This is a genomic window from Janthinobacterium sp. 75, assembly GCF_004365495.1.
In the GTDB taxonomy this organism is placed as follows: Bacteria; Pseudomonadota; Gammaproteobacteria; order Burkholderiales; family Burkholderiaceae_D; genus Janthinobacterium.
This window is the reverse complement of the sequence record NZ_SORD01000001.1, coordinates 889,837-914,578: the sequence shown is the minus strand read 5'-3', so window position 1 is coordinate 914,578 and position 24,742 is coordinate 889,837. Positions and strand designations below refer to the sequence as shown.

The window sequence follows — 24,742 nt, the reverse complement described above, 5'->3', positions numbered from 1 at the left end:
TTTTCAGGCTCCTTTGTTTTGAAATAAGAAGGGCAGAACCAGTGGTTCTGCCCTTTTTTTATGCACCGCCAGTTCAAGGATCAAGCAGCCAGGCGCTGGCATAGCTGCTGAATCACCGTAAACGCGTACGGCGAGGCGACGGTCTGCACGAAACGCATGAAGTCGACGGCGGCCTCTTCGTTGGCGTTGTCGGAAATGGTGCGCATGACGGTAAATGGCACGCCCAGTTCAAAACACACTTGCGCCACGGCGGCGCCTTCCATTTCGACGGCCAGCAAATCGGGAATATCCGCTTTCAGCTGGTTCATATGCGCGGCGCTGCTGATGAACTGGTCGCCGCTGGCGATCAGACCACGGTGGACTTGCGCATGCTGCAAGCCAAATTGCACGATATCGGACGCCTTCAGCACGCTGGAAACATCATCACGCAGGAAATCTTCCGCAGCAGCTGCCATTTGCGTGCTCAGTTCCAGGTCCGTGGCGAAGCGCTGCAGTCCCGTCAACGGCACTTCGAAGCGGGGGAACAAGGGACGGGCGTCCATATCGTGTTGCAACAATGCTTCGGCCACCACGATATCCCCGACTTTCACCTGTTTATCCCCGCTGCCGGCCACGCCGGTAAAGACGATGTGGGTAACTCCGTACTTTTCCACAAGGATGGAAGCTGTCATGGCAGCGGCAACCTTGCCCAGACGCGACAGGACGCACACAGCGTCGATATTCCACAGGGTCCCCAGGGTGTAGTCGCGCATACCGTGCGAACGCCTCTGGGGGCCTTGCATGGCTTCTACCAGCCCCTGCTGTTCTTCGAGCAAGGCACTGATGATGCCTAAACGCATTTTTTTGTGTGAATTCATGCTGTTTTTACAGCTTTCTTGGGATTGCAAGACGGTTTGTACGGTGAAAACAGCCATTTCGGTGACTTTTCCACCGTTCGCGTTTGTCTCTGTGTTTTAAATAAAGATGTATACATAAAAATAGTAGTGATAGTAAACGGCCATTTTTTTGTGGATAAGTCGGTATACCATCGAAAAATCATCGACTTAGCGTACAAAAAAGTAGGCGCACAAGCATTGTATCCAGCGAGGACTTGTTTGGGATAAAAATTGAGCTGTGGACAAAGATCGACTTTTCCCACATCTCATCCTGTGGATATGCAGGCACTTATCCACAGTGGCTAACAGAAATCACGGATTTTCTTGCTGTAGTGGCATGGTTAACGTGCTGTGCATGCATTGTTCTTGGTTTGCCAATCAAACTTGAGCGACCACGAATGTTGTTCTTTCGCGCATGCTGGCATCGAGGTGATTCCTGGCAGACGGTTTGGCAGTGGGTCTTGATGTCGTCGTTGGCTTTTTTTTGACGCTTCATGCATGCTTTTTTGGAAATATCTCCGAACTTCCGCTTTTTTTATCGGTTTACAATAGATCTATATATAAAAATAGTAGTAATAGTAAACGCGGTTTTTTCTGTGGATAACTCCCTTTTTTTCAACAGGATCAACCGTTTACGCGCAAAATAAAGCGTGCATAATCGCTGTATCACGCGAGGAGCAAAATTGTATAAAATGCAGGCCTGCGCATAACTTCGTGTTTACTCACAAGTCATCCTGTGGATATCAAGTGACTTATCCACAATCGTTGTAAATTTCCCCTTTTTCGACATCGAATCGCCTGCTGGCCCTGTGCCTGATCAGGTTTGTTGACGTTTGTATTTTGCACAACGGTTTGGCAGTGCTGTGTGCGTGATGCCGACCGTGCCGGTTTTCGTCGCTCAGTTGTTGGCTGGATTTTTTTTTTGACAGCATGAGCAGCTTGCCGGCTTTTTTTTGACGAGAGGCTTGCCGATGTTGTTGACGGTGAACGGCAAGCAAAGGGCGTGTTGTCGGGTTTACCTTAATAAGTTCGTATACAAGAATAGTAATAGTAGTTAACGGTGACATCTTCTGTGGATAAGTCCTGATTTGTCCTTGTAAACAATCGCTTGGCGTACGGATAAGCGCTGAGTAAGCGTTGTATCTGCCTGGGATGGTTTCTGGACAAAAAAACGTCGCTGAAAAATTTTTTCGTTTACGCACATATCGTCCCTGTGGATATCCATACGGTTATCCACAGCTTGCAGCCCCTGTTTTACCCTGCTTTTTAGCGTGCCGCGACGCTTGCTCGTACCGCTTGCCACGATTAATGTCGCCCTGGTCCGGCACTGGTGGTAATCTCAATGTGGCTCAACAGCAATGCATGCGTGAAGAAAGACAGACTCTGGTAACGGGACGCGGTGGGGAGACACACCGCGCGACAGCTTGATGGCATACCGAAAGGAGCTTCATTGGAATCAGCAGGCGAATACGACTACATCATCGTGGGCGGCGGCACGGCAGGTTGCGTGCTGGCCAACCGGCTCACACGCGACAAGGATGCCAACGTTTTGCTCGTGGAAGCGGGCGGCAAGGACGATTACGTGTGGATCCACATCCCCGTCGGCTATCTGCATTGCATCGGAAATCCCCGCACGGACTGGCTGTATTCCACGCAGGCAGACGCGGGATTGGGCGGGCGCAGCTTGATGTATCCGCGCGGCAAAGTGCTGGGAGGCAGTTCTTCCATCAACGGCATGATCTATATGCGGGGCCAGGCCGGCGATTACGACCACTGGGCCGACCTGACGGACGATGTGTCCTGGCGCTGGGACAAAGTCTTGCCGTTATTTAAGCAAAGCGAGGATTACTACGGCGGCGCCTCGGAAAACCATGGTGTTGGCGGGGAATGGCGCGTGGAAAAACAGCGGCTGTCCTGGGATATTTTGAATGCTTTCCGCGATGCGGCGCAGCAGGTCGGCATTCCGAAAACCAGCGATTTCAATGGAGGCGACAATAGCGGCAGCGCGTATTTCGACGTCAATCAACGCCGCGGCATACGCTGGAATACCTCGAAAGCGTTTTTGAAACCGGCCGCGCGGCGTCCGAATCTGACCATCATGACGGGTTGCCACGTGGAACGTCTGCTGCTGGAAACGACGGAAACGGGACCGCGCTGCACGGGCATCGTGTTTACGGGCGGCGGTACACAGTGGCAGGCGACGGCCAAACGGGAAACCTTGCTGACGGCGGGGGCCATCGGTTCTCCCCAATTGCTGCAATTGTCCGGCATCGGCCCGGCCGCCTTGCTGCAGCAGCATGGCATCTTTCCCGTGCTCGATGCCGCCGGCGTGGGCGGCAATTTGCAGGATCATTTGCAGCTGCGCATGGTCTTTAAGGTACAGGGCGTCAAGACCTTGAACGTGATGGCCAGCAATATCGTCGGCAAGATGCAGATAGGCTTGCAATACGCGCTGTTCCAGAGCGGGCCCATGTCAATGGCGCCGTCGCAGCTGGGCGCGTTTGCCAAGTCCGACCCGCAGCAAGCCACGCCGAACCTGCAATACCATGTGCAACCGCTGTCGCTGGACAAATTCGGCGAGCCGCTGCACGCGTTTCCCGCATTTACGGCCAGCGTCTGCAACCTGCGCCCCACCTCGCGTGGCCACGTGCACATCGCGTCGGCCAACAGCTATGCGGCGCCTGACATCGTGCCCAATTACCTCAGTACGCAGCAGGACCGCGCCGTCGCAGCTGACGCCCTGCGCCTGACGCGGGCCATCGCCGCCGCGCCGGCCCTGAAAAAATTTGCGCCGCAGGAATACAAGCCTGGCGTGCAATTCCAGAGCGAGGAAGAACTGGCGCAGGCGGCCAGTCAGATTGGCACCACCATTTTTCACCCCGTGGGTACCTGCCGCATGGGCCTGGCCAGCGATGCATCGAGCGTCGTCGACAGCCAGCTGCGCGTGCTCGGCGTGGCCGGCTTGCGCGTCGTCGATGCCTCCATCATGCCCTACATTACTTCTGGTAATACGAACTCGCCCACCGTGATGATCGCGGAAAAAGCGGCGCAAATGATACATGCGGCCTGGAAATGACTGCGTCAAAGCCCAGGTTTGCGCCATTCTGGCTGGCGAAAAATCCCCGTAGTTATACTGTATTGTGCGTTAAATTTAAGTTGTGTATTATAAAAATGACTAAGTAGTACAAAAAGTACAACTAGGAGACACGATGTCAAACGTAATCTTGGAAACAAGAAATTTGACCAAGGAATTCAAGGGTTTCACCGCAGTGAGCGAGGTGAACCTGCAGGTAGAGCGGGGCCATATCCACGCCTTGATCGGTCCTAACGGCGCCGGCAAGACCACGTGTTTCAACTTGCTCACCAAATTCCTGGTCCCCACTTCCGGGCAGATCCTGTTCAATGGAAAAGACATCACGGCCGCCAAACCGGCCCAGATCGCCCGCATGGGCGTGATCCGTTCCTTTCAGATTTCCGCTGTCTTCCCGCATTTGTCCGTGCTGCAAAACGTGCGCATCGGCTTGCAGCGCCAATTGGGCACCTCCTTCCATTTCTGGCAAAGTGAGCGTTCCCTGAACCAGCTCAACGACCGTGCCATGGCCTTGCTGGCCGAAGTCGACCTGACGGAGTTTGCCGACACCATCACGGTCGACATGCCGTATGGACGCAAGCGGGCGCTGGAAATTGCCACCACTTTGGCGATGGAGCCGGAAATGATGCTGCTTGACGAGCCGACGCAGGGCATGGGCCACGAAGACGTGCACCGTGTGACGGAACTGATCAAGAAGGTCTCGGCTGGCCGCACGATTTTGATGGTGGAACACAATATGAGCGTGGTCTCCGGCATCTGCGACAAGATTTCCGTCCTGCAGCGCGGCGCCATGCTGGCCGAAGGCAGTTACGCGGAAGTGTCGCGCAACCCGCAAGTGATGGAAGCGTACATGGGCACCACCCACGCCGAGTTGGAAGGGGCGCATTGATGACGACACAAGTGAATGGCAGCGCACCCGCGCTGGAAATTGCACAACTGCACACCTGGTATGGCGAATCGCACATCCTGCATGACGTGAATTTGAAAGTGGAGCAGGGCGAAGTGGTAACTTTGCTGGGCCGCAACGGCGCCGGACGCACGACCACCTTGCGCGCCATCATGGGCTTGACGGGGGCGCGCACGGGCTCCATCAAAGTCAACGGCGTCGAAGCGATAGGTTTGCCCACGCACAAAATCGCCCACCTGGGCATCGGGTATTGTCCCGAAGAGCGTGGCATTTTTTCATCGCTGTCGACGGAGGAAAACCTGATGCTGCCACCGACCCTGGCCAGCGGCGAGAAGGGCATGTCAGTGGAGGAAATCTATGCCATGTTCCCGAATTTGCAGGAACGTCGCCATAGCCAGGGCACGCGATTGTCGGGCGGGGAACAGCAGATGCTGGCCGTGGCGCGCATCCTGCGCACGGGCGCGCGCCTGCTGCTGCTCGATGAAATTTCCGAAGGCCTGGCGCCCGTCATCGTGCAAGGGCTGGCGCGCATGATTACCACCCTGAAAGCAAAAGGTTACACCATCGTCATGGTGGAACAGAATTTCCGGTTTGCCGCACCGCTGGCAGACCGGTTTTATGTGATGGAGCACGGTCAGATCGTCGAGACTTTTGCTGCATCCGAACTGGAAGCCAAGATGCCGGTATTGACCGAGCTGCTTGGCGTGTAATGCCCATGTAGTTCCGTATCGTCGTCGAGCAATCGTTTAAATAGCAAACAATAATCCCAACGGAGACTCTATGAAACGTAACGCTATCGCCATTGCCACCGCCACTCTTTGCGCACTGGGCTTTTCCGCTGCCGCGCACGCCCAGGTGTCGGGCGACACCATCAAGATCGGTTTTATCTCCGACATGTCGGGCGTGTATTCCGACGTCGACGGCCTCGGTGGCGCGGAAGCCATCAAGATGGCGATCGCCGATGCCGGCGTGGTACTGGCCGGCAAGAAGGTGGAATTCATTTCCGCAGACCATCAAAATAAGGCCGACATCGCTGCCTCGAAGGCGCGTGAATGGTTCGACCAGCAAGGCGTCGACATGCTGATCGGCGGCACCAATTCCGGCGCCAGCCTGGCCATGGCCAAGGTGGCGGCGGAAAAGAAGAAAATTTTTATTGCCATCGGCGCCGGCTCCTCGCGCCTGACAAATGAAGAATGTACGCCTTACACCGTGCATTACGCCTACGACACTGTGGCGCTGGCGCGCGGTACGGGCGGCACCATCGTCAAGCAGGGCGGCAAGAGCTGGTATTTCATGACGGCCGACTACGCGTTTGGGCATTCGCTGGAAAAGGACACGGCCGAGGTCGTCAAGGCGGCTGGAGGCAAGGTGCTGGGCAGCGTCAAGCATCCGCTGGGCGCCTCGGATTTTTCTTCCTTCCTGCTGCAGGCGCAGGCAGCCAAGCCGCAAATCCTGGGCCTGGCCAATGCGGGCGGCGACGCCATCAACAGCATCAAGGCGGCCAACGAGTTCGGCCTGACGAAATCGATGAAGCTGGCCGGCTTGCTGATCTTCATCAACGACATCCATTCGCTGGGCTTGAACCTGACGCAAGGCATGTACCTGACCGACGGCTGGTACTGGGACTTGAATGCGGAAACGCGCGCCTGGTCGAAACGCTATTTCGCCAAGATGAAGAAAGAGCCGTCGATGCTGCAGGCAGCCGACTATTCGGCCGCGGCGAACTACCTGAAAGCCGTCAAGGCGATCGGCACGGATGACACCGAGAAAGTCATGGCGTATCTGAAAAAGACCAAGATCAACGACATGTTTACCCAGAATGGCGAAGTGCGCCCTGATGGCCGCATGGTGCACGATATGTATTTGATGGAAGTGAAGAAGCCATCCGAGTCGAAATACCCATGGGATTACTACAAGGTGGTTGCCACCGTGCCCGGTACGCAAGCGTATGTGACCAAGGCTGAATCGAAGTGTTCGCTGTGGAAGTAACGCTGTAGCCATACCTGCGGATAGCCCGCCGCTGCGCGGGCGCTCTGTCCTGCATGCTCTTCGCTTGCAGGGTTCGCCTTGCGCCGCCGCACCAGTCTGGTCTGCGGTGGCGTGTTTCCCTTGATACCACACCGCTACCCGGCGGTGCTTTTTATACTGTGATGCCATGGAAATTTTCGGCGTTCCATTACAAGCGATGATGAGCCAGCTGCTGCTGGGTCTCGTCAACGGCTCGTTCTATGCCATGTTGTCCCTCGGTCTGGCCGTCATCTTCGGCTTGCTCAATGTCATTAATTTCTCGCACGGCGCCATGTATATGATGGGCGCCTTCCTGGCCTGGATGGGCCTCAGCTATTTCGACATCAATTACTGGGCCATGCTGGTCATCGCCCCTATCCTCGTTGGCCTGGTCGGCATCCTGATCGAAAAGACCATGCTGCGCTGGTTGTATAAACTCGACCACCTGTATGGCTTGCTGTTGACCTTCGGCATCACCCTGATCATGGAAGGCGTGTTCCGCTCCTTCTATGGCGTTTCGGGCCAGCCGTATGCCGTGCCGGAAGCGCTGGCCGGCGCGACGGACCTGGGCTTCATGATTTTGCCGAACTACCGCGCCTGGGTGGTGATCGCCTCGCTCTCCGTGTGCCTCGCCACCTGGTTCGTCATCGAAAAAACCAAGCTGGGCGCCTATCTGCGGGCCGGCACGGAAAACCCGAAACTGGTGGAAGCGTTCGGCATCAACGTGCCGCTGATGGTGACGTTGACGTTTGGCTTCGGCGTGGCGCTGGCCGGTTTCGCCGGTGTGCTGGCCGCGCCCATCATTCAGGTTTCGCCGCTGATGGGCTCGAACCTGATCATCGTCGTGTTTGCCGTAGTGGTGATCGGCGGCATGGGTTCCATCATGGGCTCCATCCTGACGGGCTTGGGCCTGGGCGTGATCGAGGGCCTGACCCGCGTGTTCTACCCGGAAGGCTCGGCCACCGTGGTTTTCGTGGTGATGGTCATCGTGCTGCTGCTGCGTCCCGCCGGCCTGTTCGGCAAAGAAAAGTAATCCTCATCAGTCATGTATTGGAGCTACCACGATGAATAAGAATGTAGGCTACGCCATTGCCTTGCTGCTGGCGTTGGCGGCCCCGTTTTACGGCTATCCCGTCTTCCTGATGAAGTTGCTGTGCTTTGCCCTGTTTGCCTGTGCCTTTAACTTGCTGATCGGCTACACGGGCTTGCTGTCGTTTGGCCATGCGGCCTTCTTTGGCGGCGCCGGCTATGTCACCGGCTACGCGCTGCGCACCTGGGGCTGGCCAACGGAATTGGGTCTGCTGGCCGGCGTCGCCACGGGTGCCTTGCTGGGCCTGGTGATCGGCGGCCTGGCGATCCGCCGCCAAGGTATCTACTTTACGATGATTACCCTGGCGCTGGCGCAGATGGTGTACTTCCTTGCCTTGCGTCTGCCGTTCACGGGCGGCGAGGATGGCTTGCAGGGTGTTCCACGTGGAACCTTGCTGGGCATGATAGACCTGGGCAATGACACGGTGCTGTACTACGTGGTGCTGGCCATCTTCATCGCCGGCTTCGCCCTGATCGTGCGCACCATCCACTCGCCGTTCGGCCAAGTGCTCAAGGCCATCAAGGAAAACGAACCGCGCGCCATCTCGCTGGGCTACGACGTCAACAAGTACAAGCTGATGGCCATCGTGCTGTCCGCTTCGCTGGCCGCCCTGGCCGGCGCCACCAAGACCCTGGTGCTGGGCTTTGAAACCCTTACCGATGTGTACTGGGGCATGTCTGGCCTGGTCGTGTTGATGACACTGGTGGGCGGCATGGGCACGATGGCGGGCCCCATCCTCGGCGCCGTGCTGATCATCGCCCTGGAAAACAAGCTGGGCGATGTCGGTACCTATCTGGCCACGCACACGGGCATCGAATGGTTCGGCACCTTGGGCGAATCGGTGGGCATGGTCACTGGCGTGATTTTCGTCATCTGCGTGCTGCTGTTCCGGCGCGGCATTGTCGGCGAAGCCATCGCGCGCTTCGGCGGCAGGGCCGCCAAGGCCGCTGTCTGATTTTCAAGCAACGCCGGACGGATAGTCCGGCGTTTTTCATTGTGCGTCCACTGTTACCTCAACGGAGAGAACCACCATGCAAATGACGATCACGCGCACGGGGAGCGGCCTGTGCACCCTGCTGGCGTTGGCAGCCTGCGGCAGCAACCATGCACCGGAAGAACTGAATCAGATACCCAGTTATCTGGGCACGATCGCGCGCGCCGACTACGACGGCAAGACCAATGATTTACTCACGGCCGGCCTGGGCAAGACGGGGCTGGCGGGCGTCGCGCCCGCGTATGCGAATGCGGAGCAGCCGACGCCGGCAGAACTGCGCCGCAATGCAATCTACGCCAATTACCGTGCCGTGCTCGACATTGCCGCCAACAGCGGCTATGGCACCCTGTACGGACCGAACGTCGATGCGTCGGGGAACGTGGGCACGGGCGAGGGCCTGGTAGCTGGCAGTGAATACATTGCCTATGCGGATGACGGCACGGGCAAGAAGAATGTCACCTTGATGGTGCAGGTGCCGGCCAGCTTCGATCCCGAGCATGCCTGCATTGTCACGGGCACGTCGAGTGGCTCGCGCGGCATCTACGGCGCCATCGGCAGCTCGGGCGAATGGGGCCTGAAGAAGGGCTGCGCCGTGGCATATGCGGACAAGGGTTCCGGCACAGGGCTGTATGTGTTTGAAGACGACAGCGTCAATCTGCAGAACGGCGTGCGCGCGGGCAGGGTGGCTGCCGGCAAGAGCGCGCTCTTCGTGCCCGACTTGAACGACGCGGACCGGCTGGCCTGGGCCGCCGCTTATCCGAACCGTATCGCCTTCAAGCATGCGCACTCGCAGCAGAACCCGGAGAAGGATTGGGGCAAGGTGACCTTGCAGGCGGTCGAGATGGCGTATTACGTCTTGAACGAGCGCTATGGCATGCTGGCCCGCGACGGCAGTTCGCGCATCGTGCGGCTGACGCCGAAGAACACCATCACGATCGCGTCGAGCATTTCCAACGGTGCCGGCTCGGCCTTGCTGGCGGCGGAGCAGGATAGCAAGGGCTTGATCAGTGGCGTGGCCGCCAGCGAGCCGCAGGTCCAGCCTGCGGCATCGAGTGCCTACAGCGTGCGGCAGGGCGGGGTGCAGTTGGCCAATCCGGGCCGCGCGCTATACGACTACGCCACCTATGCGGCGCTGTACCAGCCGTGCATCGCTTCCGTGGCCGGCAATGCGGGACGCTGCACGGCGCTGGTCGCCAAGGGCTTATTGAATGGCGCCGACCTGGCGGCGCAGCAGGCGGATGCGAAGCAGCGCTTGCGCGCGTATGGCTGGTTGCTTGACTCCGATCCGCTGCAAGCCGCGCACGCGGGCACGAATATCCTGGTGGCCGTCACGTATGCCTATGCCTATGGGAAATTTTCCGTGACGGACAAGGTGTGCGGTTTCACGTTTGCGCAGACGGATGGCAGCGGCAATCCGGTCGCTTTCACTTCGGCGCAAAAGGCGGCCAGCTTTGCGGCGCAAAACGGCATCCTTGGCAGTGTCGTGTACGAGAACAGCGTGGGCGGCGCCAAGGGCTACACGGCCGGCGTGTCACCCTCGACCGGTCTGGCGGACCAGTCGCTCGATGGCTTCCTGTGTCTGCGCAGCCTGGCGACGGGCAAGGATGCCGTCAGCGGCGCCAACTTGCAGGGCACCCTGGACGGGCAGAGCGTGCGCGTGCGGGCGGGCATGGCCGAGGTAGCGGCCAGCGGAAAACTGCAAGCCAAACCGGCCATCATCGTGCAGGGACGCAGCGATACTCTGATTCCCGTCAATCATGCCTCGCGCGCCTACCTGGGATTGAACGCAGCGGTGGAAGGGACGAATAGCAAACTGCGCTATATCGAGGTGACCAACGCCAACCACTTCGATTCCTTCAGCAGCGCCTTGCCGACCCTGATCGTGCCCTTGCATGTGTACCTGAACCGGGCACTCGACGCAATGTATGCGCATTTGTCTGCCAAGCAAGCCTTGCCGCCCTCGCAGGTGGTGCGCACAGTGACGCGTACCGATGCGTCGACCTTGATCACGAATGTCAACGTGCCGGCGATAGCGGCAACGCCTGCGGCTGGCAATGCGATCAGCGTGACGGGCACGGTAGTGGATGTGCCCAACTAGCGTCAGTTTGCATATCGCCCGAGAGCCACGTCGAGTACGTGGCTTTTTTTTGAGCGCTTACAGCGCGGCCGCATAGATGGCGCGGGCATCAAGACGCGTGACGGGCCGAGGATTGTTGCCTAGCAAGCGCGTCTGTAGCATGGCCTCGTCGGCCAGGCGATCCAGGTCGCTGGCCGCGATGCCCACCTCGCGCAGGGTGCGCGCGATCCCTGTCGCCAGGGCGATGTCATGCATGGCGTCGATCAGGGCCACGGCGCGCGCTTCCTCGCTGCCCGTGATGCCGGGTTGCACGACGGCCGCCAGTTGCGCATACAGGGGCGCCGCGTGGGACAGATTGAAGCGCAGCACGTGTGGCAACACCAGCGCATTCGACAGGCCATGTGGCACGTGGAACATGCCGCCAATGGGATAAGCGAGCGCGTGCACGGCCGCCACGGGGGCATTGGCAAACGCCTGGCCGGCCAGCATGGCGCCGAGCAACATGGCCTCGCGCGCCGGCAAGTTGCTGCCATCGCGGCAGGCCGTGAGCAGATTGCCGGACAGCAGTGACAGCGCCTGCATGGCCAGCATATCGGACAATGGATTTTTCAGCAGGCGGCTGGTGTACGCTTCGATGGCGTGCACCATGGCATCGATGCCGGTGGCGGCTGTCACGGCGGGTGGCAAGCCCAGGGTCAGGCTGGCGTCGAGGATGGCCAGGTCTGCATACAGTTGCGGCGCGACCACGCCCATCTTGCTGGTGGCACCCGTGGTGACGATGGCGATCTGCGTCACTTCCGAGCCCGTGCCGGCCGTGGTCGGCAATTGCACCAGGGGCAGGCGCTGGCCGTTGACATTGCCGATGCCATACAGTTGCGCCAAATCATGGTGGCCGGGAGCCAGTACAGCCACCAGCTTGGCCACATCCAGCGAGCTGCCGCCACCGAGACCGATAATCAGTTCCACGTGAAACATCCGGGCCTGGGCGACGCCGGCCAGCACGATCGCTTCGGGCGGATCGGCTTGCACCTCGGAAAAGACACGCACGTCGATACCCGCCGTTCGCAAGCTATGCAGCGGAGCATCGGCGAGTCCCGTGCGCAGAAAACCTGCATCGGTGACGAGCAGGGCACGGCGCACTGTGGGGAATTGATGGGCAATATGGGCGCCCAGTTGGGCGGCGGCGCCCGCTTCAATGATCAGATGCGGCACGGTGCGGAACTGGAAGGCGGGCATGCAGACTCCTGACAACAAGGACAGAAGCCAAGCTTACTCCGCTTTTCCGCCCTGCGCATGTTTCACGTGGAACCAGACGCCGCGGGCTATTCCCATTCCAGCGCGCCGCGTTTCCATTCATACGCCAGGCCGATGGCCAGTACGCTCAAAAAACCCATGACAGCCCAGAAGCCGGGCAAGCCGAGTTCGTTCACGTTGGCCGCCCACGGCATCAGGAAGATCACCTCGATATCGAACAGGATGAAGAGGATGGCGACCAGGTAGAAGCGGATGTCGAACTTCATGCGCGCATCGCCGAACGCTTCGAAGCCGCATTCGTACGGCGACAGCTTGTGCGGATCGGGCTTGTGCGGACCCAGCACGCGTCCCAGCAGCATGGGCACGATGCCGACCAGGATGCCTATCAGAATGAACAGGAGGACGGGAAAATAGTTTTCGAGGAGCATGGGGGTTCCTCTCAGTGGCTGGAAGACAGCTTCATCAGCACGATGCCGCACACGATGAGGACGGCGGCGCACACGCGCATGGTGCTGATTTGCTCGCCCAGAAACACGATACCGACGATGAAGGCGCCGACGGCGCCGATGCCGGTCCAGATGGTGTAAGCCGTGCCCAAGGGGAGGGTGCGCATGGCAATCGACAGCAAGCCGAAGCTGGCGATCATCATGACCACGGTAATCACGGAGGGAGTCAGTTTGGTGAAACTCTCGGAGAGTTTCATCGAGTATGCCCACACAACTTCAAGCATGCCGGCAATGAGTAAAAGTATCCAGGCCATGGCGGCTCCTTATACAGAGCGGGCCGTCCCGGTGTGTGCCCATGATGGGGGAGGCCGTCCTCCTGGATGATCGTCCCGATGGCCACTGGCGTGACTACGGTTGCGGACGATGCGGCAATTGTAGCAAACATTGCAGGACACTGCAGCCCCATCCTGGAGCTTGTTGAGTGTTCCACGTGAAACAGAAATCGCCGTTTACTCGCCCGTGCTGAGTAAAAATTAAGCAAAAATTGGCCCGACGAAGGTTGCGCTAGCAAAAAGACTCTATAATCGGAGCTCTCTTCCCGCATTTTTACTTGCACTGTTACCTATTTATCATGTTATTTCCTACAGAATTCGACGTCATCGTTGTCGGTGGTGGTCACGCCGGTACAGAGGCGGCCCTCGCTTCCGCCCGCATGGGGCAGAAGACGCTATTGCTCACGCATAATATTGAGACATTGGGCCAGATGTCGTGCAATCCCTCCATCGGTGGCATCGGCAAGGGCCACCTGGTCAAGGAGGTCGATGCCATGGGCGGCGCGATGGCGATTGCCACCGACGAATCCGGCATCCAGTTCCGCATCCTGAACTCGTCGAAAGGCCCGGCAGTACGCGCCACGCGCGCTCAGGCTGATCGTCTTCTCTACAAAGCCGCCATCCGCACGCGCCTGGAAAATCAGCCTAATTTATGGCTGTTCCAGCAAGCCGTCGATGATTTGATCGTCGAAGGCGACCGGGTCGTCGGCGCCGTGACGCAGATCGGCTTGAAGTTTCTGGCCCGTGCCGTGGTGCTCACGGCCGGTACCTTCCTCGATGGCAAGATCCACGTGGGCTTGAATAACTACTCGGCCGGCCGCGCCGGCGACCCGCCTGCCATTTCGCTTTCGGCTCGGTTAAAAGAGCTGAAACTGCCGCAGGGTCGTTTGAAAACGGGCACGCCGCCGCGCATCGATGGCCGCACAATCGACTTTTCCGTCATGCAGGAACAGCCGGGCGACCTCGATCCCGTACCCGTCTTTTCCGTCATGGGCAACACGGCCATGCACCCGCGCCAAGTGCCGTGCTGGGTCACGCATACGAATAGCCAGACGCACGACATCATCCGTGCCGGCCTGGATCGCAGCCCCATGTACACGGGCGTCATCGAGGGCGTGGGTCCCCGGTATTGCCCTTCCATCGAAGACAAGATCCACCGTTTCTCGGGCAAGGAATCGCACCAGATCTTCCTCGAGCCGGAAGGTTTGACGACGCATGAGTTCTATCCGAATGGCATCTCCACGAGCCTGCCGTTCGACGTACAGATCGCCCTGGTGCAATCGATGAAGGGCATGGAAAACGCCCACATCCTGCGTCCCGGCTATGCCATCGAATACGATTACTTCGACCCGCGCGGCTTGAAGGCCTCGCTGGAAACGAAGGCCGTGGCTGGCCTGTTCTTTGCCGGCCAGATCAACGGCACCACCGGCTACGAAGAAGCGGCCGCGCAAGGCATGCTGGCGGGCCTGAATGCGGCCTTGCTGACGCAGGACAAGGAAGCCTGGGTACCGGGCCGCTCCGAGGCGTATCTGGGCGTGCTGGTCGACGATCTGATCACCCAGGGCGTGCAGGAACCGTACCGCATGTTCACCAGCCGCGCGGAGTACCGCCTGAGCCTGCGCGAAGACAATGCCGACATGCGCCTGACGGAAATCGGCCGTACTTTGGGCTGCGTGGGCGACGCCCAATGGCAAGCCTTCGAAACGAAGCGCGAAGCGGTGGCGCTGGAACTGCAGCGCCTGCGTTCCACTTGGGTCAATCCGCGCATCCTGGCGGCCGCCGAATCGGAACGTATCGTCGGCCAAGCCATCGAGCGCGAATACTCGCTGGCGGACCTGCTGTGCCGCCCGAACGTGGCCTACGATACCCTGATGAGCATGACGGGCATGGAAGGTCAGGCCCTGGCCGGCCCCGGCGTGGAAGACCCCGCCGTGCGCGAACAGGTGGAAATCCAGCTCAAATACGCGGGCTACATCGAGCGCCAGAGCAAGGAAATCGAGCGACACGAACACTATGAAAACCTGGCCCTGCCGGCCGGTTTCAACTACCTCGATATCGGCGCGCTGTCGGTCGAAGTGCGGCAAAAACTCGACAAGCAGCGCCCTGAAACCCTGGGCCAGGCATCGCGTATTTCCGGCGTGACGCCGGCGGCGATTTCGCTGCTGCTGGTGCATTTGAAAAAGCGCGGCTTCGGTGCCGCGCAGACCACCACTTTAAAGGATGAGGTTGTTGAATGAAGCAGTTTGACCGGGCCGCACTGGCCCCCATTTTGAATGAAGGCATCGCCGCGCTGGAGCTGGACCTGAGCGCGGATCAGACGGAAAAACTGCTCGATTACCTGGCCTTGCTGGCCAAATGGAATAGCGTGTACAACCTGACGTCGGTGCGCGATCCGCTGCAGATGCTGACCTTGCACGTACTCGATTCGCTGGCGGCCGTGCCGGCGTTCGCTCATGCAAAAAATGTACTCGACGTGGGCGCCGGCGGCGGCTTGCCGGGCATGGTACTGGCCATCGCGCGGCCCGATATCCAAGTGTCGATGATCGACACCGTGCATAAAAAGACGGCATTTTTGACGCAGGTGAAGGCCGAACTGGGCTTGAGCAACGTCACCGTGTACACGAAGCGTGTGGAGCAGCTGGAAGTGCAGCAGAAATTCGACGTGATTACCTCGCGCGCCTTTGCCGACCTGTCCGACTTCGTCAACTGGTCGAACCATGTGCTGGCCGAGGGCGGGCAATTCATCGCCTTGAAAGGGGTGGCACCGCCAGACGAGCGCGAGCGACTGCCGGCAGACTGGCAAGTGACACAATTACGGCCTATCCAGGTGCCAGGGCTAAATGCAGAGCGTCATCTGGTCTTTATAGCAAGAATTTAAAGGCCGCTGAATTAAATGGTATAAACCATATAAACATTTTATACGGTATAAATAATATAAACCGTATAAACGATTTATATCGTATAAATGAAATAAATAGTATAAATCGTTTCGGCGGGATGCCGGGGCGCACGATGAAGTTTGCATCTCTTTACAACTAGAAGATACATGGCCAAAATTTTTTGTGTAGCAAATCAAAAGGGTGGTGTTGGTAAAACCACAACAAGCGTCAACCTCTCCGCCGGTCTGGCCAAGTTGAACCAGCGCGTGCTGCTGGTCGACCTCGACCCGCAGGGCAATGCGACCATGGGCGCCGGCATCAACAAGGCCGGCTTGAAGGCGTCCACCTATGAAGTCATGTTGGGCGAGTCCGATGTCAAGACGGCACGCCAGCGTTCGGAAGCGGGGCGCTTCGATGTCTTGCCGTCGAACCGCGAACTGGCAGGTGCCGAAGTCGAGATGGTGGAACTTGACAACCGCGAACGCCGCCTGAAGGATGCGCTGGCCGAAGTCGACAGCGAATACGATTTCATCCTCGTTGATTGCCCGCCGGCATTATCGATGCTGACCCTGAACGGCCTGTGCGCCGCACATGGCGTGATCATCCCGATGCAGTGCGAGTACTACGCGCTGGAAGGCTTGTCCGACCTGGTCAACACCATCAAGAAGGTGCATGCCAACCTGAACCCGGATCTGAAGATCATCGGTCTCTTGCGCGTGATGTTCGATCCACGCATGACATTATCGCAACAAGTATCGGCCCAGCTGGAACAGCACTTTGGCGACAAGGTCTTCAATACCATCATCCCGCGCAATGTCCGCCTGGCCGAAGCGCCATCGTACGGCCTGCCCGGAGTGACCTTCGACCCGAGCTCGAAAGGTGCCCAGGCGTATATCGCCTTCGGCGCCGAGATGGTCGAACGTATCAAACATATGTAAACAAAGGGCGAGCGACTCCCATGAATAATGTGAGCGCTTACTCCGAAAACACGATTAGGACAGCATGGCTACGAAAAAATTAAAAGGACTGGGTCGCGGACTCGACGCCCTCCTGGGTGGCGGCGGCGACTTCGCCAGTCCGGACACGCATCAACCCTCCAGCTTGCCCGTATCACAAATGCAAGCTGGCAAGTACCAGCCGCGCACGCGCATGGACGAGGGGGCCCTGAACGAACTGGCCGCCTCGATCAAGGCGCAAGGACTGATGCAGCCCATCCTGGTGCGTCCGATCGGGCAAGACACCCTGAGCGGACTTGTTAAATATGAAATAATTGCCGGTGAGCGCCGTTTCCGCGCCTCGCAGCTGGCCGGCCTGACGGAAGTACCGGTGCTGGTGCGCGATGTGGACGACCTGGCCGCCGCCGCGATGGCGCTGATCGAGAACATCCAGCGCGAAGACCTGAACCCGCTGGAAGAAGCGCAAGGCATACACCGCCTGATCGCCGACTTCAATTTTACGCATGAGCAAGCGGCCACTGCGCTGGGACGCTCGCGCAGCGCGGTGTCGAACCTGTTGCGCCTGATGAACCTGGCAAGTCCCGTGCAGACCATGCTGATGGCTGGCGATATCGACATGGGCCATGCGCGTGCCTTGCTGGCGGTCGATGCGGCCAGCCAGATCAACCTGGCCAACCAGGTCGTGGCCAAGCGCCTGTCGGTACGCGAAACGGAAAAGCTGGTGACGCGCACGGCCGAAGAAGCGGCCAACCCCGTCGAACCGCGGCAAAAGGAAAAGTCCGGCGACATCGCGCGCCTGGAAGAAGAGTTGTCCGATGCGCTGGCCACGCCCGTGGTGTTCAAGATGGGCAACAAAGGCCGTGGCCAATTAGTGATCGATTTTGCCGATCTTGACGTGCTCGATGGTTTGTTGACCCGCTTGCGTGGTTAAATAGCAAGCTGCAAAGACATGGGAAGTGTGGGTGTGGACAATCCGGCCATGCTTTCCAGATGCACCACGTGATTCCTTGATAACACGGCTGGAAGCGGCCAGACAAGCGACTTTGCCATATAGTGGTGCAAATGGCGGCGAATAGTCGGTAAAGCGTCAGTTTCACGCAGCAATCGCCCTGCTGCGGTGCAGCAACGTTTGACTCTATAGAACAAAGCCAACTATAATCCCGTGTCTTTGCGTGTGTAGATTTTTCTGGGAACTTGGCAATTGAGTGATTCACAACAAAGTATTGCCAAGCCAGTCTACAAAGTAGTTGCCTTGCAGCTAGCAATCGTAATCAGTTTTGCCACGCTCACCTTGTTTTTCGGTGGCAGTGTCAGAGGCTGGTCAGCCGCATGCGGCGGTGCGATCGCCGTTGCCGGCAGTCTAGCGTATGCCTTGCTGGTGGTTCGCGGTAGTAGCGACGCCAAAAAGGCTTTTCGCGCGCACTTGCGTGCGGAAATGGTGAAAATATTTATTACAGCGGTGCTGTTTATATTGGCACTGGTGTTGTTTCAGTCGGCCGCCTGGTTATGGCTGATCTTGGGTTTCGCGGTGGCAACCTTAGCATACTGGTTTTCATTGCTCGCTGTTTAATCATTGGTTTTGGGGCCTGTTGTGCTCTGAAACGACAAATCTAAATTCATTATGACCACAGAACACGCTATTGAAGCGGGCCATGCTGCCCCGGCCAACGCCACAGAATACATCAGCCACCATTTGGCCCACTTGAAAAGCGCCGATGGCGCCTTCAACCTGGACACATTCTGGGTGTCTGCCATCATGGGCTTTGTTTTCCTTGCCGTTTTCTACATGGCTTCGCGCCGTGCGACGGCCGGTGTTCCTGGCAAATTGCAAAACTTCGTCGAAATGATCATGGAAATGGTCAATGAGACTATTAATGGGGCCTTCCACGCAAAAAGCAAGATCATCGCGCCGCTGGCCATCACGATTTTCGTGTGGGTCTGGTTGTTGAACGCAATGGACTTCTTGCCGGTTGACCTGCTGCCGACAGTGTTGAGCTGGTTTGGCGTGCACAAGCTGCGCGTGGTGCCGACCGCCGACGTGAACCATACTTTTGCTATGTCGTTCTCGGTAGTTCTGTGCATTATCGCGTTTTCCGTCAAGGCCAAGGGCCTGGGCGGCTGGATCAAGGAATTGTTTACCGCGCCTTTCCATGCAAGTGGCATCATCGGCACGATCTTGTTGGCACCAGTTAATTTCTTGCTGCAAATGGTTGAGTTGGTTGCAAAACTGATCTCCCTGTCGCTGCGACTGTTCGGCAATATGTATGCCGGTGAGCTGATTTTCATCTTGATCGCGTTGTTGCCTTGGTGGGCACAGTGGGCGTTGGGTGGTCCATGGGCAATTTTCCATATCTTGATTGTAACTTTGCAAGCTTTTGTGTTTATGGCGTTGACGGTTGTGTATCTGAGCCTCGCGGTTGAGAAACATTAATCATTAACTTTATATTTTGTTTTTTTAGTATCTTTCGTTTTTAAATTTAGGAGAATTTTATGCAAGCTCTGATCGCACAAGTACAAAGCATGACCGTTCTGGCAGCAGCAATCATCATCGGCCTGGCCGCAATCGGCACCGCTCTGGGCTTCGCTATCTTGGGTGGCAAATTCCTGGAAGCTTCGGCACGTCAACCAGAACTGATGCCACAACTGCAAACCAAACTGTTCGTTATCGCTGGTCTGCTGGATGCTATCTCGATGATCGGCGTTGGTATCGCTCTGCTGTACACGTTCGCTAACCCGTTCCTGTCCGCTCTGACGGCTGTTGCTCAGTAATTCGCTCCAACCCTAGGAGAAACTTTTAGTTAGGAGCAAAGGTATGGACATCAATATGTCGCTCATCGGCCAGATGATCACCTTCGCGGTGTTGGTCTGGTTCTCGATGAAGTTCGTATTTCCAGCGCTGAACACAGCGCTGGATGAGCGTGCCAAACGAATCGCGGATGGATTGGCTGCGGCCGATCAAGGTCAAGCTTCGATGGCTGTCGCTGAAAAGCGTGCGCAAGAGGCATTGAACAGTGCACGTGAAGAAGCGTCGCAACGCGTTGCGGACGCTGAAAAGCGCGCGCAGCTGGTTGCTGAAGAGATCAAGCAAAATGCACAAGCTGAAGCTGCGCGTATCATTGCGCAAGCCCAGTCGGACGCCGAACAGCAACTGTCGAAAGCACGCGAACAATTGCGCGCTCAGGTGGCTGACCTGGCTGTCAAGGGTGCCGAGCAGATCTTGAAGCGTGAAGTCAACGCTACGGCTCACGCCGAAATGTTGCAGCGTCTTGCTGTCGAGCTGTAATCATGGCAGAACTCGCAACCGTCGCCCGTCCCTACGCGGAAGCTTTGTTCCGCGTAGCCCAAGCTGGTAAGGAGTCAAGCAACCTCGCGGCGTGGTCCGAACTGGTGTCCGAACTGGCACAGATCGGTAGCCACCCCGAGGTACAGGCGTACGCGCGCAATCCGAAAGTTTCGGAAAGCGACGTTGCCGCCACCATCCTGTCGTTGTTGAAATCGCCGCTCAATGAGGAAGTGAAAAACTTCGTCACGTTGTTGATCGAAAATGGCCGCATCAGCCTGCTGCCGGAAATCGGCGCGCAATTCCATACCTTGAAAAATGGTCTGGAAGGTGCGGCTGACGCCGAGATCACGAGCGCTTTCGATCTGAGCGAAGGCCAAACGGCCGAGCTGGTCGCAACGCTGGAAAAGAAATTCAGTCGTAAGCTCAACCCTGCCGTCACAGTGGATCCATCGCTGCTCGGCGGCGTGCGCGTGGTTGTTGGCGACCAAGTGCTCGATACCTCGGTGCGCGCCAAGCTGCAGCAACTGCACGCTGCATTGGTGTCGTAAGACACGCGCTTCGGCAGGCCAGCTAAGACAGACCCTTACCCCTCGCGCAAGCTGAGAGAAACACTTTTAGGAGTTAGTATGCAACTCAACCCATCTGAAATCAGCGAGTTGATCAAGAGCCGGATCCAAGGTCTTGACGGCGGCGCTGAAGTGCGTAATCAAGGCACGGTTATTTCCGTCGCCGACGGTATCTGCCGCATCCACGGTTTGTCGGACGTGATGCAAGGCGAGATGCTGGAATTCCCAGGCAACACGTTTGGCCTGGCAATGAATCTGGAACGCGACTCCGTCGGTTCCGTGATTCTGGGTGCCTACGAGCACATCTCCGAAGGCGACACGGTGAAATGCACCGGCCGCATTCTGGAAGTGCCAATTGGTCCTGAGCTGCTCGGCCGCGTTGTCAACGCGCTGGGTCAGCCAATCGACGGCAAAGGCGCCATCGACACGAAACTGACGGCCGCGATTGAAAAAATCGCTCCGGGCGTTATCGCCCGTGAGTCCGTTTCGCAACCAATGCAAACCGGCCTGAAGTCGATCGATGCGATGGTTCCAGTTGGCCGCGGCCAGCGCGAACTGATCATCGGCGACCGTCAAACCGGCAAGTCGGCTGTGGCGATTGATGCGATCATCAATCAAAAAGGCCAGGGCATGAAATGTATCTACGTCGCGATTGGCCAAAAAGCCTCGTCGATCAAGAACATCGTGCGCTCGCTGGAACAGCACGGCGCGATGGAATACACCATCGTTGTCGCCGCTTCCGCTTCGGAATCGGCCGCCATGCAATACATCTCCCCGTACTCCGGTTGCGCCATGGGCGAATACTTCCGTGACCGCGGTGAAGATGCACTGATCGTCTACGATGATCTGTCCAAACAAGCTGTTGCATACCGTCAAATCTCGCTGCTGCTGCGCCGTCCACCAGGTCGTGAAGCGTACCCAGGCGACGTGTTCTACCTGCACAGCCGCCTGCTGGAACGCGCAGCACGCGTGAACGCCGACTACGTCGAGAAGTTCACCGACGGCGCCGTCAAAGGCAAGACCGGTTCCCTGACGGCACTGCCGATCATTGAAACGCAAGCTGGCGACGTGTCCGCATTCGTTCCAACCAACGTGATTTCGATTACCGACGGTCAGATCTTCCTGGAAACCTCGCTGTTCAACGCCGGTATCCGTCCTGCAATTAACGCCGGTATTTCCGTATCGCGCGTCGGTGGCGCCGCCCAGACCAAGGTCATCAAAAACCTGTCCGGCGGTATCCGTACCGACTTGGCGCAGTACCGTGAACTGGCCGCGTTTGCGCAGTTCGCTTCGGACCTGGATGAATCGACCCGCAAGCAGCTGGACCGTGGTGCCCGCGTAACGGAATTGCTCAAGCAAGCCCAGTACTCGCCACTGTCGATCTCGCTGATGGCCGTATCGCTGTTCTCGGTGAACAAAGGCTTCATGGACGACGTGCCAGTCAAGCAAGTGCTGTCGTTCGAAGCTGGTGTCCACGCTTACATGAAGACCAAGCAAGCTGCTCTGCTGGCCAAGATCGAAGAAACCAAGCAACTCGACAAAGACAGCGAAGCAACTCTGTCGGCGGCCATTGCTGATTTCAAGAAATCCGGCGCATATTAAGCGGCCAGGCGGCGCCCACCTTGAGTGAGGCGCCGCCCTACGCGCAGAAGGAGTAAGGACTCATGGCATCAAGCAAAGAGATACGAGGCAAGATCAAGAGCGTAGAGAATACGAAGAAGATCACCAAGGCGATGGAAATGGTCGCCGCGTCCAAAATGCGCAAGGCGCAAGACCGGATGCGGGCAGCCCGTCCCTACAGTGACAAGATTCGGAATATCGCCGCCAATCTGGCGACCGCCAATCCGGAATACACGCACCCGTTCCTGGCAGCTGCCCAGGGTACGCAAGCGAAGGCAGTGGGTTTCATTGTTGTCACGACCGACAAGGGTCTGTGCGGCGGCATGAACACCAACATCCTGCGCCAGGTGACGTCGAAGTCGCGCGAGCTGGAAGCAGCTGGCAACCGGATTGAAGCAGTTGCCATCGGTAACAAGGGTTTGGGTTTTTTGAATCGCATCGGCGTCAAGATCATTGCGCACGCCATTCAAACCGGTGATACGCCCCACCTGGACAAATTGATCGGACCCGTCAAGGTCATGCTCGAAGAGTTCCAGGCAGGCAAGATCGATGCAGTGTACCTGTGCTACACCAAATTCATCAACACGATGAAACAGGAACCAGTCGTGGAGCAATTGCTGCCTCTGACGGCCGACAAGATGGTTGCCGACAAGGGCGCCCACACGTGGGATTACATCTACGAGCCGGATGCGCAAAGCGTGATCGACGAATTGCTGGAGCGCTATGTAGAAGCGCTGGTGTACCAGGCAGTCGCGGAGAATCTGGCGTCCGAGCAATCGGCACGGATGGTCGCGATGAAAGCTGCAAGCGACAACGCGGGTAGTGTGATCGGCGAATTGAAGCTGATCTACAACAAGACCCGCCAAGCTGCGATTACCAAAGAACTCTCCGAAATCGTCGCCGGTGCGGCTGCGGTTTAAACGAATTTAACTATATTGAAGGAACGAACATGGCTGATGGCAAAATCGTTCAGTGTATCGGCGCTGTGGTGGACGTTGAGTTTCCCCGCAACGCGATGCCTAAGGTATTTGATGCCTTGAAGATGGCAGGCTCGGAACTGACCCTGGAAGTACAACAGCAGTTGGGCGACGGCATTGTCCGTACCATTGCACTCGGCACGTCCGATGGCTTGCGTCGCGGCATGATGATCCAGAACACCGGCAAACCTATCATGGTGCCAGTCGGTAAAGCTACGCTGGGTCGCATCATGGACGTGCTGGGCAACCCGATCGACGAATGCGGCCCAGTGTCGCACGAGCAGATCGCGTCGATCCACCGCACCGCTCCTGCATACGACGAACTGTCGCCATCGCAAGAACTGCTGGAAACCGGCATCAAGGTGATCGACCTGGTTTGCCCGTTTGCAAAAGGCGGTAAAGTTGGTCTGTTCGGCGGCGCTGGCGTAGGCAAGACCGTCAACATGATGGAACTGATTAACAACATCGCCAAAGCGCACAGCGGCGTGTCCGTGTTCGCCGGTGTGGGTGAGCGTACGCGTGAAGGTAACGACTTCTACCACGAGATGGCTGACGCAAAAGTGGTCGATCTGGAAAATCCAGAGAACTCCAAAGTTGCGATGGTCTACGGTCAGATGAATGAACCGCCAGGTAACCGTCTGCGCGTTGCGCTGACCGGCCTGACGATCGCTGAATCGTTCCGTGATGAAGGCAAGGACGTTCTGTTCTTCGTCGACAATATCTACCGCTTTACGCTGGCTGGTACCGAAGTATCGGCACTGCTGGGCCGTATGCCGTCGGCTGTGGGTTACCAACCGACCCTGGCTGAAGAAATGGGCCGTCTGCAAGAGCGTATCACGTCGACCAAAACCGGTTCGATCACCTCGATCCAGGCCGTCTACGTTCCAGCCGATGATTACACCGATCCATCGCCTGCTACCACGTTTGCTCACTTGGATTCGACCGTTGCGCTGTCGCGTGACATCGCTTCCCTGGGTATCTACCCAGCAGTGGACCCACTGGATTCGACCTCGCGTCAGCTGGATCCGTTGATCGTTGGTCAAGAGCACTATGACACCGCGCGTGCCGTGCAAACGACCCTGCAACGCTACAAGGAATTGCGCGACATTATCGCGATTCTGGGTATGGACGAGCTGGCACCGGAAGACAAACTGCTGGTGGCCCGCGCACGTAAGATGCAGCGTTTCCTGTCGCAGCCTTTCCACGTCGCTGAAGTCTTTACCGGCGCGCCTGGTAAATACGTTTCGCTCAAAGACACGATCAAGGGCTTCAAAATGATCGCTTCGGGCGAACTCGATCACCTGCCGGAACAAGCGTTCTACATGGTCGGCACGATCGAAGAAGCAATCGAAAAAGCCAAGAAACTTAACTAAGTTAAGTCTGGGCCT

The 24,742-nt window shown here is 57.8% G+C and carries 23 protein-coding genes; 19 read left to right on the top strand and 4 right to left on the bottom strand.

The genetic code is table 11. The annotated features are described in order from the left end of the window. Positions 1 to 80: 80 nt before the first annotated feature. Positions 81 to 857 carry a 5'-methylthioadenosine/adenosylhomocysteine nucleosidase gene (locus tag C8C89_RS04310; RefSeq protein WP_133988974.1) on the bottom strand — a complete coding sequence of 259 codons (777 nt, stop codon included), beginning with the start codon at positions 855 to 857 and terminating at the stop codon, positions 81 to 83. A gap of 1,468 nt (positions 858 to 2,325) precedes the next feature. Between C8C89_RS04310 and C8C89_RS04305 the strand changes: the two genes are divergently transcribed. The 7 genes from C8C89_RS04305 (at position 2,326) to C8C89_RS04275 (ending at position 11,062) form a co-directional block, all read left to right on the top strand. Continuing rightward, complete coding sequence (locus tag C8C89_RS04305) at positions 2,326 to 3,951, top strand: GMC family oxidoreductase N-terminal domain-containing protein (protein WP_133988973.1); 1,626 nt, start codon at positions 2,326 to 2,328, stop codon at positions 3,949 to 3,951. A 133-nt stretch (positions 3,952 to 4,084) separates the two neighbouring features. Further along, the gene (locus tag C8C89_RS04300; protein WP_101483351.1) at positions 4,085 to 4,855 is read left to right on the top strand and encodes an ABC transporter ATP-binding protein; all 771 of its coding nucleotides are present in this window, start codon (positions 4,085 to 4,087) and stop codon (positions 4,853 to 4,855) included. Continuing rightward, a complete protein-coding gene (locus C8C89_RS04295; RefSeq protein WP_101483352.1) occupies positions 4,855 to 5,583 on the top strand; it encodes an ABC transporter ATP-binding protein in 729 nt (242 codons plus the stop codon). Before C8C89_RS04300 ends, C8C89_RS04295 begins: the two co-directional genes overlap by 1 nt. Before the next feature lie 70 nt (positions 5,584 to 5,653). After that, positions 5,654 to 6,862 carry an ABC transporter substrate-binding protein gene (locus tag C8C89_RS04290; RefSeq protein ID WP_101483353.1) on the top strand — a complete coding sequence of 403 codons (1,209 nt, stop codon included), beginning with the start codon at positions 5,654 to 5,656 and terminating at the stop codon, positions 6,860 to 6,862. Positions 6,863 to 7,028: 166 nt separating this feature from the next. After that, positions 7,029 to 7,913 (top strand): branched-chain amino acid ABC transporter permease, encoded by an 885-nt coding sequence (locus C8C89_RS04285; protein WP_070288905.1) that lies wholly within the window; start codon positions 7,029 to 7,031, stop codon positions 7,911 to 7,913. Positions 7,914 to 7,944: 31 nt separating this feature from the next. Continuing rightward, positions 7,945 to 8,925 (top strand): branched-chain amino acid ABC transporter permease, encoded by a 981-nt coding sequence (locus tag C8C89_RS04280; RefSeq protein WP_101483354.1) that lies wholly within the window; start codon positions 7,945 to 7,947, stop codon positions 8,923 to 8,925. Positions 8,926 to 9,001: 76 nt separating this feature from the next. Continuing rightward, a complete protein-coding gene (locus tag C8C89_RS04275) occupies positions 9,002 to 11,062 on the top strand; it encodes a 3-hydroxybutyrate oligomer hydrolase family protein (protein ID WP_133988972.1) in 2,061 nt (686 codons plus the stop codon). Between the two features lie 57 nt (positions 11,063 to 11,119). Here the strand turns inward: C8C89_RS04275 and C8C89_RS04270 are convergent, their stop codons facing one another. From C8C89_RS04270 to sugE, 3 genes are all read right to left on the bottom strand, one after another. Further along, entirely contained in the window at positions 11,120 to 12,277 is a 1,158-nt protein-coding gene (locus tag C8C89_RS04270) for an iron-containing alcohol dehydrogenase (protein WP_133988971.1), read from the bottom strand. 86 nt (positions 12,278 to 12,363) lie between these two features. After that, entirely contained in the window at positions 12,364 to 12,723 is a 360-nt protein-coding gene (locus tag C8C89_RS04265; RefSeq protein ID WP_101483357.1) for an NADH-quinone oxidoreductase subunit A, read from the bottom strand. Positions 12,724 to 12,734: 11 nt separating this feature from the next. Next, positions 12,735 to 13,055, bottom strand: coding sequence for a quaternary ammonium compound efflux SMR transporter SugE (gene sugE / locus C8C89_RS04260; RefSeq protein WP_101483358.1), 321 nt, complete (start codon positions 13,053 to 13,055; stop codon positions 12,735 to 12,737). Positions 13,056 to 13,372: 317 nt separating this feature from the next. Between sugE and mnmG the strand changes: the two genes are divergently transcribed. The 12 genes from mnmG to atpD all read left to right on the top strand — a co-directional run bounded on the left by mnmG (position 13,373) and on the right by atpD (position 24,727). Next, positions 13,373 to 15,310, top strand: a complete 1,938-nt coding sequence (gene mnmG, locus C8C89_RS04255) for a tRNA uridine-5-carboxymethylaminomethyl(34) synthesis enzyme MnmG (RefSeq protein ID WP_101483359.1) — start codon at positions 13,373 to 13,375, stop codon at positions 15,308 to 15,310. Continuing rightward, positions 15,307 to 15,951: a 16S rRNA (guanine(527)-N(7))-methyltransferase RsmG gene (gene rsmG / locus C8C89_RS04250; protein ID WP_101483360.1), complete on the top strand. Its 645-nt coding sequence runs from the start codon at positions 15,307 to 15,309 to the stop codon at positions 15,949 to 15,951. Before mnmG ends, rsmG begins: the two co-directional genes overlap by 4 nt. Before the next feature lie 168 nt (positions 15,952 to 16,119). Next, the gene (locus tag C8C89_RS04245; RefSeq protein ID WP_046681849.1) at positions 16,120 to 16,890 is read left to right on the top strand and encodes an AAA family ATPase; all 771 of its coding nucleotides are present in this window, start codon (positions 16,120 to 16,122) and stop codon (positions 16,888 to 16,890) included. Between the two features lie 64 nt (positions 16,891 to 16,954). Next, entirely contained in the window at positions 16,955 to 17,839 is an 885-nt protein-coding gene (locus C8C89_RS04240; RefSeq protein WP_101483361.1) for a ParB/RepB/Spo0J family partition protein, read from the top strand. 270 nt (positions 17,840 to 18,109) lie between these two features. Further along, the gene (locus C8C89_RS04235; protein WP_101483362.1) at positions 18,110 to 18,478 is read left to right on the top strand and encodes an ATP synthase subunit I; all 369 of its coding nucleotides are present in this window, start codon (positions 18,110 to 18,112) and stop codon (positions 18,476 to 18,478) included. A gap of 51 nt (positions 18,479 to 18,529) precedes the next feature. Beyond that, positions 18,530 to 19,339 (top strand): F0F1 ATP synthase subunit A, encoded by an 810-nt coding sequence (atpB, locus tag C8C89_RS04230; RefSeq protein WP_071080010.1) that lies wholly within the window; start codon positions 18,530 to 18,532, stop codon positions 19,337 to 19,339. Between the two features lie 59 nt (positions 19,340 to 19,398). Then, the gene (gene atpE, locus C8C89_RS04225) at positions 19,399 to 19,677 is read left to right on the top strand and encodes a F0F1 ATP synthase subunit C (RefSeq protein WP_071080009.1); all 279 of its coding nucleotides are present in this window, start codon (positions 19,399 to 19,401) and stop codon (positions 19,675 to 19,677) included. A 43-nt stretch (positions 19,678 to 19,720) separates the two neighbouring features. Then, complete coding sequence (locus C8C89_RS04220) at positions 19,721 to 20,191, top strand: F0F1 ATP synthase subunit B (protein WP_099761157.1); 471 nt, start codon at positions 19,721 to 19,723, stop codon at positions 20,189 to 20,191. Positions 20,192 to 20,193: 2 nt separating this feature from the next. Continuing rightward, positions 20,194 to 20,739 carry a F0F1 ATP synthase subunit delta gene (locus tag C8C89_RS04215; RefSeq protein ID WP_010393786.1) on the top strand — a complete coding sequence of 182 codons (546 nt, stop codon included), beginning with the start codon at positions 20,194 to 20,196 and terminating at the stop codon, positions 20,737 to 20,739. Between the two features lie 78 nt (positions 20,740 to 20,817). Beyond that, positions 20,818 to 22,359, top strand: coding sequence for a F0F1 ATP synthase subunit alpha (atpA, locus tag C8C89_RS04210; RefSeq protein ID WP_071080007.1), 1,542 nt, complete (start codon positions 20,818 to 20,820; stop codon positions 22,357 to 22,359). A 62-nt stretch (positions 22,360 to 22,421) separates the two neighbouring features. After that, positions 22,422 to 23,297 (top strand): F0F1 ATP synthase subunit gamma, encoded by an 876-nt coding sequence (gene atpG, locus C8C89_RS04205; RefSeq protein ID WP_101483363.1) that lies wholly within the window; start codon positions 22,422 to 22,424, stop codon positions 23,295 to 23,297. 29 nt (positions 23,298 to 23,326) lie between these two features. Beyond that, positions 23,327 to 24,727: a F0F1 ATP synthase subunit beta gene (gene atpD / locus C8C89_RS04200; RefSeq protein WP_101483364.1), complete on the top strand. Its 1,401-nt coding sequence runs from the start codon at positions 23,327 to 23,329 to the stop codon at positions 24,725 to 24,727. The last annotated feature ends 15 nt before the right edge of the window (positions 24,728 to 24,742 follow it).

What these genes read in the sequence shown, in the direction of transcription:
- atpB (WP_071080010.1), top strand. Translation starts at nt 18,530, where the DNA reads ATGACCACAGAACACGCTATTGAAGCGGGCCATGCTGCCCCGGCCAAC.
- C8C89_RS04215 (WP_010393786.1), top strand. Translation starts at nt 20,194, where the DNA reads ATGGCAGAACTCGCAACCGTCGCCCGTCCCTACGCGGAAGCTTTGTTC.
- C8C89_RS04275 (WP_133988972.1), top strand. Translation starts at nt 9,002, where the DNA reads ATGCAAATGACGATCACGCGCACGGGGAGCGGCCTGTGCACCCTGCTG.
- C8C89_RS04245 (WP_046681849.1), top strand. Translation starts at nt 16,120, where the DNA reads ATGGCCAAAATTTTTTGTGTAGCAAATCAAAAGGGTGGTGTTGGTAAA.
- C8C89_RS04220 (WP_099761157.1), top strand. Translation starts at nt 19,721, where the DNA reads ATGGACATCAATATGTCGCTCATCGGCCAGATGATCACCTTCGCGGTG.
- rsmG (WP_101483360.1), top strand. Translation starts at nt 15,307, where the DNA reads ATGAAGCAGTTTGACCGGGCCGCACTGGCCCCCATTTTGAATGAAGGC.
- C8C89_RS04280 (WP_101483354.1), top strand. Translation starts at nt 7,945, where the DNA reads ATGAATAAGAATGTAGGCTACGCCATTGCCTTGCTGCTGGCGTTGGCG.
- atpA (WP_071080007.1), top strand. Translation starts at nt 20,818, where the DNA reads ATGCAACTCAACCCATCTGAAATCAGCGAGTTGATCAAGAGCCGGATC.
- atpG (WP_101483363.1), top strand. Translation starts at nt 22,422, where the DNA reads ATGGCATCAAGCAAAGAGATACGAGGCAAGATCAAGAGCGTAGAGAAT.
- mnmG (WP_101483359.1), top strand. Translation starts at nt 13,373, where the DNA reads ATGTTATTTCCTACAGAATTCGACGTCATCGTTGTCGGTGGTGGTCAC.
- C8C89_RS04290 (WP_101483353.1), top strand. Translation starts at nt 5,654, where the DNA reads ATGAAACGTAACGCTATCGCCATTGCCACCGCCACTCTTTGCGCACTG.
- atpE (WP_071080009.1), top strand. Translation starts at nt 19,399, where the DNA reads ATGCAAGCTCTGATCGCACAAGTACAAAGCATGACCGTTCTGGCAGCA.
- C8C89_RS04270 (WP_133988971.1), bottom strand. Translation starts at nt 12,277, where the DNA reads ATGCCCGCCTTCCAGTTCCGCACCGTGCCGCATCTGATCATTGAAGCG.
- C8C89_RS04310 (WP_133988974.1), bottom strand. Translation starts at nt 857, where the DNA reads ATGAATTCACACAAAAAAATGCGTTTAGGCATCATCAGTGCCTTGCTC.
- C8C89_RS04285 (WP_070288905.1), top strand. Translation starts at nt 7,029, where the DNA reads ATGGAAATTTTCGGCGTTCCATTACAAGCGATGATGAGCCAGCTGCTG.
- C8C89_RS04300 (WP_101483351.1), top strand. Translation starts at nt 4,085, where the DNA reads ATGTCAAACGTAATCTTGGAAACAAGAAATTTGACCAAGGAATTCAAG.
- C8C89_RS04265 (WP_101483357.1), bottom strand. Translation starts at nt 12,723, where the DNA reads ATGCTCCTCGAAAACTATTTTCCCGTCCTCCTGTTCATTCTGATAGGC.
- sugE (WP_101483358.1), bottom strand. Translation starts at nt 13,055, where the DNA reads ATGGCCTGGATACTTTTACTCATTGCCGGCATGCTTGAAGTTGTGTGG.
- atpD (WP_101483364.1), top strand. Translation starts at nt 23,327, where the DNA reads ATGGCTGATGGCAAAATCGTTCAGTGTATCGGCGCTGTGGTGGACGTT.
- C8C89_RS04240 (WP_101483361.1), top strand. Translation starts at nt 16,955, where the DNA reads ATGGCTACGAAAAAATTAAAAGGACTGGGTCGCGGACTCGACGCCCTC.
- C8C89_RS04295 (WP_101483352.1), top strand. Translation starts at nt 4,855, where the DNA reads ATGACGACACAAGTGAATGGCAGCGCACCCGCGCTGGAAATTGCACAA.